The following is a 15,067-nucleotide window of genomic DNA, read 5'->3' on the forward strand; positions in this document are numbered from 1 at the left end:
GATTATATAAAGCCGATTCTCAGCTGCCTGCTCAATCCCGATTCCCGCTCTGACTCCTGATTTCTAACTCCTGACTTCTGGCTCCTGACTTCTGACTCCTTCGCACAAGACACAGGCGTGCTCCTCGACCCTCCGGGCGTTGAAACGGTCCACGCAGGATAAAAAGCCTTTCACGCACTCCATTCGAAGTGAGTAATAGACGTTGGTTCCGCGCTTCTCGCAGCCCACGACGCCCGCTTCCCTGAGCACGGACAAATGCTTGGACACGGTGGACACATCCGCGCCCACCAACTCCCGGAGTTCGCAAACGCACCGCTCCCCTTCCAGCAGGGCGTCCACCAGCAGAATCCGGCTGGGGTGGCCCAGAGCCTTGAAAATTTTGGATCGAAATTCGTGTTTATTCCGCATGCCCCGCCCTTTGCATGTTTATTTGGCCAAATAGGCAAGTTTGTGCTCGGCGTCAATAGCCAGCCCGCGAGTACATTCTTGGAGAGGTGTAAGGCGTCATTATAGTCCCGCCCGGCTTGCTTGGAGCTGGGCGGAAGCCTGAGTTCTCGATACGGGCTATTTGACGTCCACCGGTTTGCAGGTCACGTGGCAGACGCCGGTGGGAGTTTGCATTGCAAAGGGGAAGTACTTGCGCTTGAAATACAGGGCCACGTGGACCAGCCCGATGAGCACCGGCACTTCCACCAGGGGCCCGATGACCGCGGCAAAAGCCACCCCGGAATGGATGCCGAACACGGCGATGGCCACGGCGATGGCCAGTTCGAAGTTGTTGGAGGCCGCGGTGAAGCTCAGCGACGTGGACTGTTCATAGGTGGCCTTGAATTTCATGGACAGAAAAAAGGAAACAACGAACATGACCACGAAGTAGATCAGCAGCGGAATGGCCACGCGGACCACGTCCATGGGCAGTTCAACAATGTACTCGCCCTTGAGGGAAAACATCACCACGATGGTGAACAGCAGGGCTATCAGGGTAAAAGGACTGATGAAGGGAATGAATTTTTCCTGGTACCATTGTTCGCCCTTGGCCCGTACCCCGTACAACCGGGAGAAGATGCCCCCGGCAAAGGGAATGCCCAGATAGATCAGCACGCTGACGGCGATTTCCTTCATGGTGATGTCCACCAGGGCGCCCTCAATGCCCAGCCAGCTTGGAAACACGGTCAGGAAGAGGTAGGCGTAGACCGAGAAGAGCAGGATCTGAAAGACCGAATTGAAGGCCACCAGCCCGGCGCAGTATTCCCGGTCGCCCTTGGCCAGGTCGTTCCAGACGATGACCATGGCGATGCACCGGGCCAGGCCGATCAGGATCAGACCGACCATGTACTCGTGATGGTCCGAAAGAAAGGCCACGGCCAGCAGAAACATCAAAATCGGCCCGATGATCCAGTTCTGGACCAGGGACAGCACCAGCACCCGGGTATGACGGAAGACCAGGTGCATCTTGTCGTACTGAACCTTGGCCAGGGGCGGGTACATCATCACGATCAGGCCGATGGCAATGGGGATGTTCGTATTTCCGATCTGGAAGAGATTGAGGATGTCCGGGATGGCCGGGAAGAGATACCCGGCCCCCACGCCAACGAGCATGGCCAGGAAGATCCAGAGGGTCAGGTACCGGTCCAGAACGGACATTTGTTTGGCAACGGACTCGGTCATTGCGCTCTCCTTGAAACACGTTGAACAATTACGCGGAACATTCCGCACCCTCGCGTTGGCGACGGCACAGGTCATCGGGGTCGCAGGCCAGGATGGCCTTCAAGTTGTCTCTGTCCGCCAGAACCCCAGGTGAGGCGGCCAGCGATTCCCGAAGCCATGCTCGGAGTAGTTCAGGAAATTCATCGGAGAGACGATAAAAAACCCATCGCCCCTGCTTGCGGCTTTGAACCAGACGGGCAGCCTGCAGAATGCTCATGTGCCTGGATACTGTTGCTCCGGCCAAGCCAAGCATCTCAATCAACTGGCAGACGCACAGTTCGTCATGTTCCATGAGCGCCGCAATGACTCGCATCCTGTTCCCGTCGGCCATTGCCTTGGCCATAGCCAGTGTGTTTTCCATACGCCTCAAGAATGTATATATAGCTAAACGACGAAATGGCTTTTTTAATAAGTCAATTGATGGCTGTCAAGCCACGGATCCGGTTATCCAGGGACGAGTCCGCATAGATCGAAATCAAAAAAGGTGAAGTCGATAGCCACCGCGACCGCGACTCCACGCATTGACCTTGCCGCTGTCGCGGAACTATCTTGCTTGTAATTGTACCAGTTTTCAGGACGGTGCTGAGTGCGTGAGCAAACTGGCCAGGACCTGGGGGGCAGTAGGGACAGTGATTAAGGCCGTAAGCTTCCACCTTTAAAGTTTGCAATTTGGCTGAATAGCCAAACAAAAAACAAACTGTCAAATCTCCGGCAACAGGCCGGGGTAACCTGGGGTACCCAGTTTTTTATCTGGCTTTGCGGAGTAGTTGCAAGTATATCCAACAAGACAGGTGACCGCTGTTTTAGCAGAATTGCACTTTTATCGAATGAATACTCCCGTCCAATGAGATTTCCTTCGCCTGGAGCCGTATTTTCGACATGTTCTCGGTTCGTTTCGTCTGTTGCCTCACCATTTTCGGATGATAGCGAAAAACAGTTGCTTGATCTTGGAGCACGGATGAAGGCTCATTGTCGGCTGAAAATATGATGTTGATCTCAAGCACAGGAGTCTGGCATGGTCAAGGAAAATCACGATTGTCCGGATAATATCGTAAAATACGGTCTACTGGTGGGTGGTTCCGGCTTGATCGGTGGGGGGATTCTTCATTACTTCAAGACCCATGTGGACGGCGGGTTTGAACTGATGGGCCCCAACAGCAAACAATTGAGTTTGCGCAACCCCGAGGATATCCGCCACCATGTTCGCCGTCACAGGCCTGAATTCATCATCAACTGCGCCATCGCCGCGCTCGATTCCAACCCCCTGCTTGCCTACCAGACCAACTACCTGGGTGCTCTGTACCTGGCCCGAGCGGCATTGGAACAGGGCATCCCTTATATTCATTTCAGTTCCGCCGCCGTATTGCCGCCCGGTGAGAACCTCACCGAAGCGGATCGCCTGGAACTGACCGCGGAGCTGCCCAACTACCCCAAATCAAAGCTGCTGGCGGAATTGGCCCTGGCGGAGATGCACCGGAAATACGGGCTGGACTATACCACTATCCGCCTGGGTGTGGTTTACGGAGCCCATGACCACAAGATTCAAGGATTTCATCGGATGATGTTCGCCATCGCCGACCAGATCATGCCCCTGCTCTTCACCAACAGGCGGGCCGCCCATTCCTATACCAACGCCGCGAAGATTCCGCCCTTTGTTCATCATGTCCTCAGCCACCGGGAGGAGTTCGGCGGGAAAACCTGGCATTTCGTGGATCCCGACGCGGTTTTGCTGAGCAAACTGATCCTGACCATCAAGTCTTATCTCCAGGTGAAGAGGCCGTGGAAATTTTTTTTACCTTACCCCGTGGCCCATTTCGGGGCGGGGATCATCCACTTGTTGATCCGCCTGATGGGCCGCATCGGCATCGAAGCCAGGATGCCCGCGGAACTGCTCTTCATGGAACAGTTCTATCAGACCCAGACCCTGTCCTGCCGCCGCCTCCAGGAATCCAGCTTCGTCGACCCCAAGCCCGAGGCCACGGTATTCACCGAGCTGCCTCATTTGCTGGAGTACTACCTGACCCGCTGGGAAGCCCTCAACCTGATCACCTCCTTCAACAAAGACTTTTTCGACTGCGGACGTGAAAGTGAGGACTTCGTGCGTGATCCGGCCCGGTTGCTGGAGAGATTGGAGCGCTAAGCCGCATTACGAATCGGCTTCAGCCGGGGGTGCGGAGCCGGGAACGGGAAGAGTGTCCGAACACTCAGAAACGCCGACCCAATGCCTTCTTTGCGGAGCTTGGATTTTTCACCATAAAAAGCCGTGTATTGGCAAGCCAATCCCGATGAGGAGATGGCCGACCGCGGAGCCGTGTGCGGGAGAACCGTACGCAAGGTGAATGGACGGGTGGTGAAAAGAACTGTAGAAGGCCGCCACGATGCCTGAAGCAACGCCCCTCAATCCACGCCAGAAATCCGGCCCGGTATCCCGATCTCCGCATCGCCCGAGGCTGGTCGTCCTCGGCCTGGACGGGCTGCCGTACTCCACGGCCTGCCGCCTGTGCCAAGCCGGACATTTGCCCAATCTGGCCCGGATCGCCCTGACGCCTCAAGCCAGGCCTATCCGGGCTGAACTGCCGGAACTCTCCCCGGTGAATTGGACCTCCTTTTTCACCGCCGCCGGGCCGGAGGAGCACGGCATTTTCGGCTTCACTACGCTTGATCCCCAGGACTATGCCATCCGGTTTGCGGATTTTTCCCAGGTCCGGACCCGGACCCTGTTCGACCGGCTGGGCGACCACGGCCTGACCAGCCGGGTGGTCAACCTGCCCAATACCTATCCGGCCCGGCCCATCAAGGGCATGCTGGTCTCCGGTTTCGTGGCCCACGATATGAACCGGGCGGTTTTCCCGCCCTTTCTGGCCCACCCGTTGCGCTCCTCCGGGTACGTGCTGGAAGCGGACACCACCCGGAGCGGACCGGACCCGGGCTACCTGCTGGAAGAGCTTGACCGCGCCCTGCGCGGCAGGCGGGCCGCCCTGAACCTGCTCTGGCCCGACCTGGCCTGGGATCTGTTCGTTTTCGTGCTCACGGAAACCGACCGCCTGGGCCACTTCCTTTTTCCGGCCCTGGAAAACCCCGCGCACCCCTGGCACGGGCCCAGCCTGGATTTCCTGGGCCGTTGGGACGAACTGGTGGGGGACGTGCTGGAGCGCTTTGCCGCGCTTCCGGAACCCAAGCGGCTGCTGGTCCTGGCGGACCACGGCTTCACCAGCCTGACCATGGAGGTGGACCTGAACGCCTGGCTGCGGGAACAAGGCCTGCTGGTCACTGACGGCCCACCACGCCACGAACTGGACGCCGGGATCATCTCCACCCAAAGCCGGGCCTTTGCCCTGGACCCTGGCCGGATTTATCTGCATACTTCCCGCTTTGGCCGTGGCCGGGTCACGCCGGACGAGGCCGCGAGCCTGGAAGAACGGATCAGGGCCGGACTGACGCGCCTGGAGTGGCAGGGCCGTCCGGTGATCCGCGACGTCCTGTCCTGGCGTGATATCTATCCGGAACGCACTCCGGAACGAACTTTGGACATTTCGGCGCGAGAAACTTCCCCGTCCGGCCCGGCGATTCCGGACCTGGTCTGCGTCCCGCACCGAGGCTTCTCCCTCCGGGCCAAGTTCGACCAGGCCCGCGTCTTCGGCAAAGAGGACCGCCAGGGCTGCCATACGCCGGACGACGCGTTTTTCTACGATTCCGAGACAGCCATCGCCGAATCCGATACTCACTCCGGCCCCATACGGGTCCGGGACGTGGGCAGGCTGGTTCTGGAACACTTCGGCGTGGACCGCAAACTGATTCTTTCCCGGTGACCACGGGACGCCAACCATGACCATCGACTTTCAAAAGCAACTTAATCCGGCCCAGTGGCAGGCCGTGCACTCCAGCCAGGGGCCGCTGTTGGTCATCGCCGGCGCGGGCAGCGGCAAGACCCGGACCATCGCCTACCGCCTGGCCTATCTGGTCCGGCAGGGCGTGGCTCCGGAGAACATCCTGCTGCTCACCTTCACCCGCAAGGCGGCCCAGGAGATGCTCCACCGGGCCGCCCGGCTGATCGAACGGGAACTGGGGGGCGTGGCCGGAGGCACCTTTCACTCCTTCGCCAGCTCGGTCCTGCGTCGCTACGCCCCGGCCCTGGGCTATCCGGACCGGTTCACGATCATGGACTCCCCGGACATGCGCGAGGTCCTCGGCCAGGTCCGCAATGATCTGAACCTGGGCAAGGGCGACAAGGCCTTTCCCAAGAAAGCGACCATTCTCGGGCTGATCAGCAAATCCCGGAACAAGGAAATGGACATCGCCCAACTTCTGGAGCAGGAGTCTCCGCATCTGCTGCCCTATGCCGGGGACGTCCAGCTCATCGCCGAGGCCTACGCCGCGTTCAAGCCGCGCCACGGGCTGATGGACTACGACGACCTGCTTTACAATCTGGAACGCCTGCTTCGGGAGCGGGAGGATCTGGCCGAATTCCTGCGCATGCGCCACGGCCATGTGATGGTGGACGAGTTTCAGGACACCAACAGGGTCCAGGCCCGGCTGGTCCAACTGCTGGCCGGGGACGGGCGCGGGATGATGGTCGTGGGCGACGACGCCCAGTCCATTTACGCCTTTCGCGGGGCCGAGGTGCGCAACATTCTCGCCTTCCCCAAGACCTATCCGGACACGACCATCGTCCGCCTGGAAGAGAACTACCGCTCGGCCCAGCCCATTCTGGACCTGACCAACGCCCTGCTCAAGAACGCAACCACCAGATTCGAGAAGAACCTCTTCTCCCGGCGCGCCGAGGGCCCCAAGCCCCAACTGATCCACACCATCAGCGACCAGACCCAGGCCAAGGCCGTGGTGGACAAGATTCTGGAATTGTCCCGGGAATGCCGGCTGCGGGACATCGCCGTGCTCTTCCGGGCCGGCTTCCAATCCTATCCCGTGGAGATGCTCCTGAACAGGATCGGCCTGCGGTTTCGCAAGTTCGGGGGGCTGAAGTTCACCGAGGCCGCGCACATCAAGGACGTGCTGGCCTATTTGCGCCTGATCGCCAATCCGGCGGACCTGCCCGCCTGGCAGCGGGCCGTGGTCCACGTCAAGGGCCTGGGCCCCAAGACCTGCACCGGGTTCTGCAAGGCCCTGCTGGAAGGCGACCAGAAAAAAGTCGCTCAGGTGGAAAAGAAATTTCCGGACGTGGCCGCGGCCTTCGCCCTGATCAACGACCTGCGCCGGGAAAAGCCCGCGCCGGACGCGGCCCTGGAACGGATCCTGGAATTCTACCGTCCCCTGTTCCAGGAGCGCTACCCGGACGACTATCCTCGCCGCCAGGCCGGGCTGGACCAGCTCCTGCAGATAGCAGCGGGCTTCGAGGAGCTGGACGCCTTTCTGGCCGAACTGACCCTGGAAAGCCCGGAGGAAGGCGGCGAAGTGGATTCCGAGCAGGAGGATTACGTGGTGTTGTCCACGGTCCATTCGGCCAAGGGGCTGGAATGGAAGTCCGTGCTGATCATCGACCTGGTCAATGGCCGCTTCCCGTCCCGGCATGCCCTGGACAAGGCCGACGATCTGGAAGAGGAACGCCGCCTGCTCTACGTGGCCTGCACCCGGGCCCGGGATTATCTCGGACTGTTCGTGCCCTCCTCAGTCTACAACCGCTTCCAGGGCGGCAGCGAACCGGCCATGCCGAGCCTCTTCGTCAGCGAACTGCCTCTGGAATGCTATGAAGAATGGCGCGAAGACTATCTCGGAACCCTCAAACCCCGCGACGCGGCCAAGGCTGGTCGGCCCACGTCCCGCTCCCCCGCGTCCAAAACGCTCCCGCCGCCCAAGCCGTCCGGCAGCCTCCCTCACCCCCTCCATGCCCCCAAAGACCCAAAAACCTTCGGCTACTGCCGACACAAGATCTTCGGTCGCGGCAAAATCGTCGAATTCCTCCCCCCCAACCGCTACCGCGTCAATTTCACCGGCTTCGGCCTGAAAACCATCATGGCCGACTTCCTGACCATGGAGGATTGAGCCGGGAACAACCTATCCGTTCTCCTTGTTCCGGTTCGCGCCGGAAGAAGCCGGCTGCTCCATGGGCCGCAGCTTGGCCTTTTCCTTCCAGGCCATGATGGGGGTCAGCGGTGCATCGCCCACCAGGTCGCAGCGCACCCCGGCATACGCGCCGACAAAAGGCGGCCAGAGACGGCAATTCAACTTGCGCCAGCAAGATTTGGCCGACCACGTCCGCTGCGGTCCGATGAGCACGGATTGCGCGATCATGGGCCGCGGCCCGGCCTGCTCCTGGAGCAGGGACCTGATTTCCCACCAGGAAAACCAGCGGACATTGCGGAGAAACCCGTTCTTTTTCCGCCGCAGGCCGCTGCGTCGGGCCAGGGCGTACAGAGAGTGCTTGTTCAGAAAGGTGACCAGGACGGCCTTCCGGGCCACGCGCAGGGCCTCTTGCAGCACCGGTTCCGGATCAGGACAGAACTCCAACAAGGTCAGCAGAGCCACCACGTCGAATTCCTTGTCCCGAAACGGCAAATGTTCCGCCTGCCCCAGATGCAATTCGGCCCGGTTCCCCAGGCGTTCCCGGGCCAACTCCAGCATGGCCGGGGAAGCATCCAGCCCGGAGACGTCGAACCCGCTCTCCCAAAAAAACTGCAAAAACCGCCCCGGCCCGCATCCCACCTCCAGCAGCTTCTGTTGCCTTCTGATCCAGGGCGCCATGAAATGCTGCAACAACCGCTTTTCCTGGGCCAGAGCAAAGGTTCCGGCCTCGGTCTCGTGCCACCGGTCGTAAACTGCGGCCTGTTCTTTGTTGATGCGCTCGGTAATGGGAGGCTCCTTTCGGCTCACGCAGTTTATTGAGGATTACGCAAATTCCGCATCAAACGTCGAAAAGTCGTTAGTCTGAATCCACGACCCTTCTGCAAATAGTGACGACGTGCTTTCGGAAAATTTATCGTGGCGTACCAGAGCATGTTCCTGGCGTGCGTCGTGACGGGTTATCCGGTGAACACCGCTCCTTGGGCCGCGCTGGCCGCGAGGCGGGCATAGCGGCGGAGGAAGGGGGAGGTGATTTCGCGTTGTCGGGGTTTCCATGCCGCGCGGCGGGCCGTGAGTTCCTTCTCATCTACCAGCAGGTTCAGCTTTCTGCCGGGGATGTTGATTTCGATGCGGTCGCCTTCCTGAACCAGCCCGATGGGACCGCCTTCCACCGCTTCCGGGGAGACGTGGCCGATGGCCGCGCCCCGGGTGCCGCCGCTGAATCGGCCGTCGGTGATCAGGGCCACGTCCTTGTCCAGGCCCATCCCGGCGATGGCCGAGGTGGGGGTGAGCATTTCGCGCATTCCGGGGCCGCCTTTGGGGCCCTCGTTGCGGATGATCAGCGCGTCGCCGGGGTTGATCCGGCCTTCGAGGATGGCCGCCACGGCTTCTTCCTCGCCCTCGAAGACCCGGGCCGTGGAGGTGCGGACCAGCATTTCCGGGGCCACGGCGGATTGTTTGACCACCGCGCCGTCCGGAGCCAGGGAGCCTTTAAGGATAGCGATGCCGCCCTCGGGGCTGTAGGGCGCGGTAATGGGGCGGATGACCTGGTTGTCAAGCACGGTCGCGCCCAGGGTCCGGAGGTTGTCCCCGAGGCTGGCGCCGGTGACGGTCTGGACCGAAAGGTCCAGCAGGTCGGCCTTGGCCAGTTCGGCCAGGACAGCGGGGATGCCTCCAGCCCGGTGCAGATCCTCGATGTGGTCGCTGCCGGCGGGAGAGAGTCGACACAGGTTCGGCGTGGAGCGGCTGAGTTCATCAAAGATGCCCAGGTTCAGGTCCAGATTCGCCTCGGCGAAGATGGCCGGCAGGTGGAGCACGGTGTTGGTGGAGCAGCCCAGGGCCATGTCCGCGGTCACGGCGTTGCGCACCGCCGCCGGGGTGACGATGTCCCGGGGGCGGATGTTTTGGGCGAGCAGTTCCATGACCTGGGCCCCGGCCTGTTTGGCCAGCCGGATACGGGCCGCGGTCACGGCCGGAATGGTTCCGTTGCCGGGCAGGGCCAGGCCGATGGCCTCGGACAGACAGTTCATGGAGTTGGCCGTGAACATCCCCGAGCAGGACCCGCAGCCTGGACAGGCGCAGGTTTCCAGTTCGTCCAGTTCTTCCTGGGTCATCTGACCCTTGCGCACCTTGCCCACGCCCTCGAACACGGAAATCAGGTCCACGGCCTTGCCCTGCCACGCTCCGGCCAGCATGGGCCCCCCGCTGACCAGGATGGCCGGGATGTTCAGCCGGAGCATGGCCATGAGCATGGCTGGAACCACCTTGTCGCAGTTGGGGATGCAGACCAGGGCGTCGAAGGGATGGCCCATGGCCATGGCCTCGATGGAGTCGGCGATGATTTCCCGGCTGGGCAGACTGTAGTGCATGCCCGGATGATTCATGGCCAGGCCGTCGCAGATCCCGATCACCGGAAACTCCATGGGCGTGCCCCCGGCGGAGCGGATGCCGTCCTTGACTGCCCGGGAGATGGTGTGCAGGTGGATGTGGCCTGGAACCACTTCGTTGGCCGAGTTGACCACGCCGATCAGCGGGCGGCGCATTTCGTCCCTGGTCATGCCCAGGGCGTGCAAGAGGGAGCGGTGAGGGGCTTTTTCCAGGCCTTTGGTCATGGTTTCACTGCGCATGGTTGTTCCTTGAGAATAAACTCGGTTGCGTTGATTTTCTTAAGATAAGCGTGATTTAAGCCAGCTTCAAGCCGAAGGCCGTGTATGCCTTGATGGCGGAGTCGGCCGTGATCAGTGTCATGTTATTGCGGATGCATTGCCAGATCAGCAGCCGATCGAAGGGGTCCTTATGGGCTTCAACAAAGGGAAGTCGATAGGCCGAAGCCATGTCCTCTCCGTCCGATTCCAGCAGATGGAACCCGGCTTTGCAAGCGGCGGTCAACATCTCTTCCGGCGAGACGCCGACCAAATCCAGCTTACCCAGGGAATACTTCAGGGAGATTTCCCAAAAACTGATCGAACTGACGAATTTCGCCGAATCAGAGTCCGTCAGGACCTGCCGGTGCTCTTGCCGGATTTTCTCCGGATCGAGCAGGCTCCAGATGATGTAGTGGGTGTCCACGAGGTAGTTCATGACCCGCAAAGCTCTTCCGAGGTCATGGCAAAATCGTCCTTGATGGTGTAGGATGCCTTTCCCCGCAACGTGCCGAGTTCGATCCGGTTCTTTTTCTTGTATTTGGAATAGGGAATGATCACGGCAAGATGTTCTCGTTTTTTCCCGTAGGAAATCACGATTTCCTCACCCTGCTGAACGGCCTTGATGACTTCGGAGAAATGCGTTTTGAGTTCGCCAACGGCCATGCTTTTCATGTGGAGGACCCTAGAGCCCGCGTTTTAATCTTGTCAAGTTGACACCACGTCGCGGGGGAGCGGGTAGAAGTCCACAGGGAGGCTATTTCTCTCTTAACGCCACCCAACTGCTCAGAAAGCCCATGACCACGAGGACGGCCAGAAAAGCCAGGGTCTGGGAGGACGGCAGGTAGTCCAGGCGCAACCAGAGGGGGGGAAAGTGGAGCAGGTCCCGCAGGCTGAGCTGGACGCCCTTGAGCATCAGCAGGGCCAGGATGCCGCCCAACAGGCCGAGCACGGCGCCGGAGACGAGCATGGGCAGTTGGATGTACCACCGGGCCGCGCCGACCAAGCGCAGGATTTCCACTTCGTTGCGGCGATGCAGTTGGGAGAGCTTGATGGTGTTGCCGACAACCAAGGCCAGGACCACTCCGAGAAAGAGGATCAGCGGCCAGATCACCTGATTGCTGAATCGGGCCCAGCCCCGGGCCAGGTCCAATTGCAGAGGATTGAAGCTGACCTTCTCCACGCCTTCCAGAGATTCCAGGTGCAGGTAAGTAGCCTTGGCCCAGGTCTGCTGGTCGTCGTCCAAGACCGAGAAGGTCAACAGAGCCGTGGCCGGAAGGGGATTGTGGCCTTGCAGCCAGACGAAGTCCCCGGTCCCGCCGAGTCGCTGCATGAGCAGGTCCAGGGCCTGGTCTCCGGAAAAAGTCTTGATCTCCGCGAGGTGCTCCAGCTCCCGCAAGGCGTCCCACTGGGTCCGGACCTGTTCCTGTTCGGCCTCCGGCTGCCAGTAGATCTGAAACTGGATGTCCCCGCCGGCGCGTTGCAGCTCCAGATCCAGATTATGCAGCACGAGCAGGAACAGCCCGCCCAGAAAGGCGACCAGGGTCACGGCAGCCAGAGTGAGTACCTGGATCCAGGGATGACGACGGATATCCGTCACTCCCTGGAGCATCAGCTTGAACACGATACGGAACATCAGCGTTCACTCCGGACGGTTCATGTGGGAGCGTCCATGTCCCAGTTGGTCCAGTTCACGGCCCCGTCCTCAAGGTGCAGAATCTTGGCGTCCGGCACGCAGGCCAGGATTTCCTGGTTGTGGGTGGCCAGGACGATGGTCGTGCCGTGGGCGTGAAACTGGAGGAAGATGCTCATCAGGCGCATGGCCAGTTCCCGGTCCAGATTGCCGGTGGGCTCGTCGGCCAGGAGCAATTGCGGCCCCACTACCACGGCCCGGGCGATGGCCACCCGCTGTTGTTCGCCGCCGGAGAGTTGGGCGCAGGGGACGTGCATCTTGTTTTCCAGGTCCAGGCCCCGGAGGACCGCCCGGACCCGCCGTTCGGTGTGGGTGCGGGGCATGTTCCGCACTTCCAGGGCCAGGGCCACGTTGGCGAACACGGTGCGTTCCGGCAGGATTTTGAAGTCCTGAAACACAACGCTTACCTCTCGACGGAGGAGGTGAATCCGCCGGGCCTTGAGGGCATGAAGATCAAACCCGGCCACGCTCCCCTGGCCTCGCTTCAGCGGTATCGCGCCGTGGAGCAGGCGGAGCAGGGTGGTCTTGCCCGCGCCGCTGGGCCCCACCAGGAACAGGAAATCGCCCTTGCGAACCTCCAGAGAGATGTTCTTCAGAGCCCACTGGGTCCCGAAGCTGTAAGAAACGTGGCGCAGGCTGATCATCACGTTCGCGGGGTCATCCGCACTTGGTGTAGCCGCAACCCTGGCAGACGAAGCAGCCTTCCTGGAAGATCAGCTCCTTGCCGCAGTCCGGACATTCCGGCTTGACCAGTTGGTTGCTCATCTCCGCCTTGCGTCCCTGAAGGTAGCGACTCTCCAGGACCCAGGACACGGCGTCCGGGATGGACAGCAGCATGTCCTTTTTCTGAAAGACCGGATGCTCGCCGCCGATGCCCTTGAGCTGACTGACGATGTCCTCAACGCCCACTCCGGATCGTAGGGCCAGGGAAACCAAGCGGCCGATGGCCTCGGCCTTGGCCGTGATCGACCTTCCGGACTTGCCGATGGTGGTGAAGACCTCGAAAGGGCGGCCATCCACCTCGTTCACCGTGAGGTACAGAAACCCGTAGCCGGTCTTGACCTTCTGGGTGAAGCCGTAGACCACGTCCGGCCTATCCCGGACCACGCGTTGGGACTTTTCCGGCTCCTTGGGCTTGCCGCCGTCGCCGGTGCAAAGCACCTGGGTGCTTTTGCAGCCGTCCCGGTAGACCGTGACCCCCTTGCAGCCCATTTCATAAGCCATCCAGTAGATCTTCCAGATGTCCTCCTGGGTGGCCGCGTGGGGCAGATTCACGGTCTTGGACACCGCGTTGTCCGTGAACTTCTGAAATGCGGCCTGCATCTTCAGGTGCCAGATCGGCTCGATGTCGTGGGCCGTGACGAAGACCTTGCGGACATCCTCCGGCAGATAGTCGATATGGTGAATGGTTCCCTTGGCCGCAACTTCTTCCATCAGTTTGGGGCTGAAGCATTCGGCCTCGTGCAGGGCCTGCTCGAACCAGGGATTGGCCTCCAGGAGCCGTTCTCCGTCCATGACCTGGCGCACGAAACTCAGGGCGAAGAGCGGCTCCACCCCGGAGGAGCAACCGGCCAGGATGGACAGGGTGCCCGTGGGCGCGATGGTCGTGGTGGTGGCGTTGCGAAACGGCCCTTGATTGTGCTCGGCAAAGGTAGAGTCTTCGAAGCCCGGGAAGGGTCCGCGTTCCTCGGCCAGCTTCTTGGAAGCGCTCTGGGACTCGAACTGGACGAAGTGCATGATTTTTTCGGCCAAGTTTAAGGCTTCCTGGCTGTTGTAGGGAATGTGCAGCCGGTACAACAGATCGGCCCAGCCCATCACCCCAAGCCCGATTTTGCGGTTCATCCGGACGGTCTCGGTGATCTTCTCCAACGGATAGCGCGAGGCGTCGATGACGTTATCCAGGAAGCGGACGCAAAGATGAATGTCCCGCTTCAAATCGTCCCAAAGGATGTCGTCCTTGTCGGAATTCTGGACGTACCTGGAAAGATTGATGGAACCCAGGTTGCATGCCTCGTAGGGGAGCAACGGCTGCTCGCCGCAGGGATTCGTGCTCTCGATTTCGCCCTGTTTGGGCGTGGGGTTGTCGCGGTTGATGCGGTCCAGGAAGATGATCCCGGGGTCCCCGCTTTCCCAGGCCTTCTGGACCAGCAGGCCGAAGACTTCGCGGGCCTTGAGTCGGGCCTTGGCCTGTTTGGTGTGCGGTGCGACGAGGTCGTACTCCTCGTCCTTTTCCACGGCCTGCATGAACACCTCGGTCAGTCCGATGGATAGATTGAAGTTGTTCAGATCCCCGTCCCGCTCCTTGGCCCGGATGAAATCCAGAACGTCCGGATGGTCCACCCGGAGGATGCCCATGTTCGCGCCGCGACGGGTGCCGCCCTGTTTGACCTGCTCCGTGGCCGTGTTGAAGATCCGTAGAAAGGAGATCGGTCCGGAAGCGATGCCGCCGGTGGAGCCGACCCGGCTTTTCTGGGGCCGCAAGCGGGAAAAGGAAAAGCCCGTGCCCCCGCCGGATTTGTGGATCAGGGCCGCGTACTTGATGGCGTCGAAAATCTCCTCCATGGAGTCGCCCACCGGGAGCACGAAACAAGCTGCCAGTTGACCAAGGTCCGTGCCCGCGTTCATCAGGGTCGGGGAGTTGGGCAGGAAGCGGTACGTGGTCATCAGTTCGTAGAACCGGCGGGCCAGCTCGTCCACGGAATACGGGGAAGCCGGGTACTTGGCCTCTTCCGCGGCAATGGCCGAGGCCACGCGCCAATAGAGTTCCTGGGGGGTTTCCAGGATTTCCCCCTGGCCGCCCTTGCGCAGATAGCGCTTGTTCAAAACGACTTCGGCGTTGGGCGGCAGAACGGGTTGGGGAAGGTCGTCGGGAACCGTCGTCGGTTCCGATACAATACCGGCGGCAATGGAGGTTGACGTCACAAGCGGTCTCCTGATGCAAAAGCCTGATCACCGCTCTTCACGGCGATCAGGCGCGGGTTAAGATAAGGGAAGTCATGGAATAAGCCGG

The 15,067-nt window shown here is 60.8% G+C and carries 13 protein-coding genes; 3 read left to right on the forward strand and 10 right to left on the reverse strand.

Features of this window, described 5'->3' with window-relative positions; genetic code table 11:
- Window positions 1–63 precede the first annotated feature (63 nt).
- The 3 genes from DESLA_RS0112175 to DESLA_RS0112185 all read right to left on the reverse strand — a co-directional run bounded on the left by DESLA_RS0112175 (window position 64) and on the right by DESLA_RS0112185 (window position 2,068).
- Entirely contained in the window at window positions 64–408 is a 345-nt protein-coding gene (locus DESLA_RS0112175; RefSeq protein WP_028572663.1) for an ArsR/SmtB family transcription factor, read from the reverse strand.
- A gap of 156 nt (window positions 409–564) precedes the next feature.
- On the reverse strand, window positions 565–1,668 hold the full coding sequence (gene arsB, locus DESLA_RS0112180; protein ID WP_028572664.1) for an ACR3 family arsenite efflux transporter: 1,104 nt from the start codon (window positions 1,666–1,668) through the stop codon (window positions 565–567).
- 28 nt (window positions 1,669–1,696) lie between these two features.
- Window positions 1,697–2,068 carry an ArsR/SmtB family transcription factor gene (locus tag DESLA_RS0112185; RefSeq protein WP_028572665.1) on the reverse strand — a complete coding sequence of 124 codons (372 nt, stop codon included), beginning with the start codon at window positions 2,066–2,068 and terminating at the stop codon, window positions 1,697–1,699.
- Between the two features lie 654 nt (window positions 2,069–2,722).
- Here DESLA_RS0112185 and DESLA_RS20270 point away from each other — a divergent pair.
- From DESLA_RS20270 to DESLA_RS0112200, 3 genes are all read left to right on the forward strand, one after another.
- Complete coding sequence (locus DESLA_RS20270; RefSeq protein ID WP_035261788.1) at window positions 2,723–3,847, forward strand: NAD-dependent epimerase/dehydratase family protein; 1,125 nt, start codon at window positions 2,723–2,725, stop codon at window positions 3,845–3,847.
- 238 nt (window positions 3,848–4,085) lie between these two features.
- Window positions 4,086–5,516 carry an alkaline phosphatase family protein gene (locus tag DESLA_RS20275; protein ID WP_051434639.1) on the forward strand — a complete coding sequence of 477 codons (1,431 nt, stop codon included), beginning with the start codon at window positions 4,086–4,088 and terminating at the stop codon, window positions 5,514–5,516.
- 16 nt (window positions 5,517–5,532) lie between these two features.
- Window positions 5,533–7,704 (forward strand): ATP-dependent helicase, encoded by a 2,172-nt coding sequence (locus tag DESLA_RS0112200; RefSeq protein ID WP_028572666.1) that lies wholly within the window; start codon window positions 5,533–5,535, stop codon window positions 7,702–7,704.
- A 12-nt stretch (window positions 7,705–7,716) separates the two neighbouring features.
- On the opposite strand, the gene DESLA_RS20280 is transcribed toward DESLA_RS0112200, so the two are convergent.
- The 7 genes from DESLA_RS20280 to DESLA_RS0112235 all read right to left on the reverse strand — a co-directional run bounded on the left by DESLA_RS20280 (window position 7,717) and on the right by DESLA_RS0112235 (window position 14,979).
- Window positions 7,717–8,532, reverse strand: a complete 816-nt coding sequence (locus DESLA_RS20280) for a class I SAM-dependent methyltransferase (protein ID WP_245590054.1) — start codon at window positions 8,530–8,532, stop codon at window positions 7,717–7,719.
- 149 nt (window positions 8,533–8,681) lie between these two features.
- A complete protein-coding gene (gene ilvD, locus DESLA_RS0112210; RefSeq protein ID WP_028572667.1) occupies window positions 8,682–10,349 on the reverse strand; it encodes a dihydroxy-acid dehydratase in 1,668 nt (555 codons plus the stop codon).
- A gap of 55 nt (window positions 10,350–10,404) precedes the next feature.
- The gene (locus DESLA_RS0112215) at window positions 10,405–10,803 is read right to left on the reverse strand and encodes a type II toxin-antitoxin system VapC family toxin (RefSeq protein WP_028572668.1); all 399 of its coding nucleotides are present in this window, start codon (window positions 10,801–10,803) and stop codon (window positions 10,405–10,407) included.
- Window positions 10,800–11,039: a type II toxin-antitoxin system Phd/YefM family antitoxin gene (locus tag DESLA_RS0112220; protein ID WP_028572669.1), complete on the reverse strand. Its 240-nt coding sequence runs from the start codon at window positions 11,037–11,039 to the stop codon at window positions 10,800–10,802. Before DESLA_RS0112220 ends, DESLA_RS0112215 begins: the two co-directional genes overlap by 4 nt.
- Before the next feature lie 82 nt (window positions 11,040–11,121).
- Window positions 11,122–12,000: a cell division protein FtsX gene (locus tag DESLA_RS0112225; RefSeq protein ID WP_028572670.1), complete on the reverse strand. Its 879-nt coding sequence runs from the start codon at window positions 11,998–12,000 to the stop codon at window positions 11,122–11,124.
- 20 nt (window positions 12,001–12,020) lie between these two features.
- A complete protein-coding gene (gene ftsE / locus DESLA_RS0112230) occupies window positions 12,021–12,701 on the reverse strand; it encodes a cell division ATP-binding protein FtsE (RefSeq protein ID WP_028572671.1) in 681 nt (226 codons plus the stop codon).
- Between the two features lie 13 nt (window positions 12,702–12,714).
- Window positions 12,715–14,979, reverse strand: coding sequence for a vitamin B12-dependent ribonucleotide reductase (locus tag DESLA_RS0112235; RefSeq protein ID WP_245590055.1), 2,265 nt, complete (start codon window positions 14,977–14,979; stop codon window positions 12,715–12,717).
- Between the last annotated feature and the right edge of the window lie 88 nt (window positions 14,980–15,067).

The organism is Desulfonatronum lacustre DSM 10312 (genome assembly GCF_000519265.1).
Lineage (GTDB): Bacteria > Desulfobacterota > Desulfovibrionia > Desulfovibrionales > Desulfonatronaceae > Desulfonatronum > Desulfonatronum lacustre.

Coding starts and splice junctions, on each gene's coding strand:
- DESLA_RS0112200 (WP_028572666.1), top strand. CDS start 5,533: ATGACCATCGACTTTCAAAAGCAACTTAATCCGGCCCAGTGGCAGGCC.
- ftsE (WP_028572671.1), bottom strand. CDS start 12,701: ATGATCAGCCTGCGCCACGTTTCTTACAGCTTCGGGACCCAGTGGGCT.
- DESLA_RS20275 (WP_051434639.1), top strand. CDS start 4,086: ATGCCTGAAGCAACGCCCCTCAATCCACGCCAGAAATCCGGCCCGGTA.
- DESLA_RS20270 (WP_035261788.1), top strand. CDS start 2,723: ATGGTCAAGGAAAATCACGATTGTCCGGATAATATCGTAAAATACGGT.
- ilvD (WP_028572667.1), bottom strand. CDS start 10,349: ATGCGCAGTGAAACCATGACCAAAGGCCTGGAAAAAGCCCCTCACCGC.
- DESLA_RS0112185 (WP_028572665.1), bottom strand. CDS start 2,068: ATGGAAAACACACTGGCTATGGCCAAGGCAATGGCCGACGGGAACAGG.
- DESLA_RS0112225 (WP_028572670.1), bottom strand. CDS start 12,000: ATGTTCCGTATCGTGTTCAAGCTGATGCTCCAGGGAGTGACGGATATC.
- DESLA_RS0112220 (WP_028572669.1), bottom strand. CDS start 11,039: ATGAAAAGCATGGCCGTTGGCGAACTCAAAACGCATTTCTCCGAAGTC.
- DESLA_RS0112175 (WP_028572663.1), bottom strand. CDS start 408: ATGCGGAATAAACACGAATTTCGATCCAAAATTTTCAAGGCTCTGGGC.
- arsB (WP_028572664.1), bottom strand. CDS start 1,668: ATGACCGAGTCCGTTGCCAAACAAATGTCCGTTCTGGACCGGTACCTG.
- DESLA_RS0112215 (WP_028572668.1), bottom strand. CDS start 10,803: ATGAACTACCTCGTGGACACCCACTACATCATCTGGAGCCTGCTCGAT.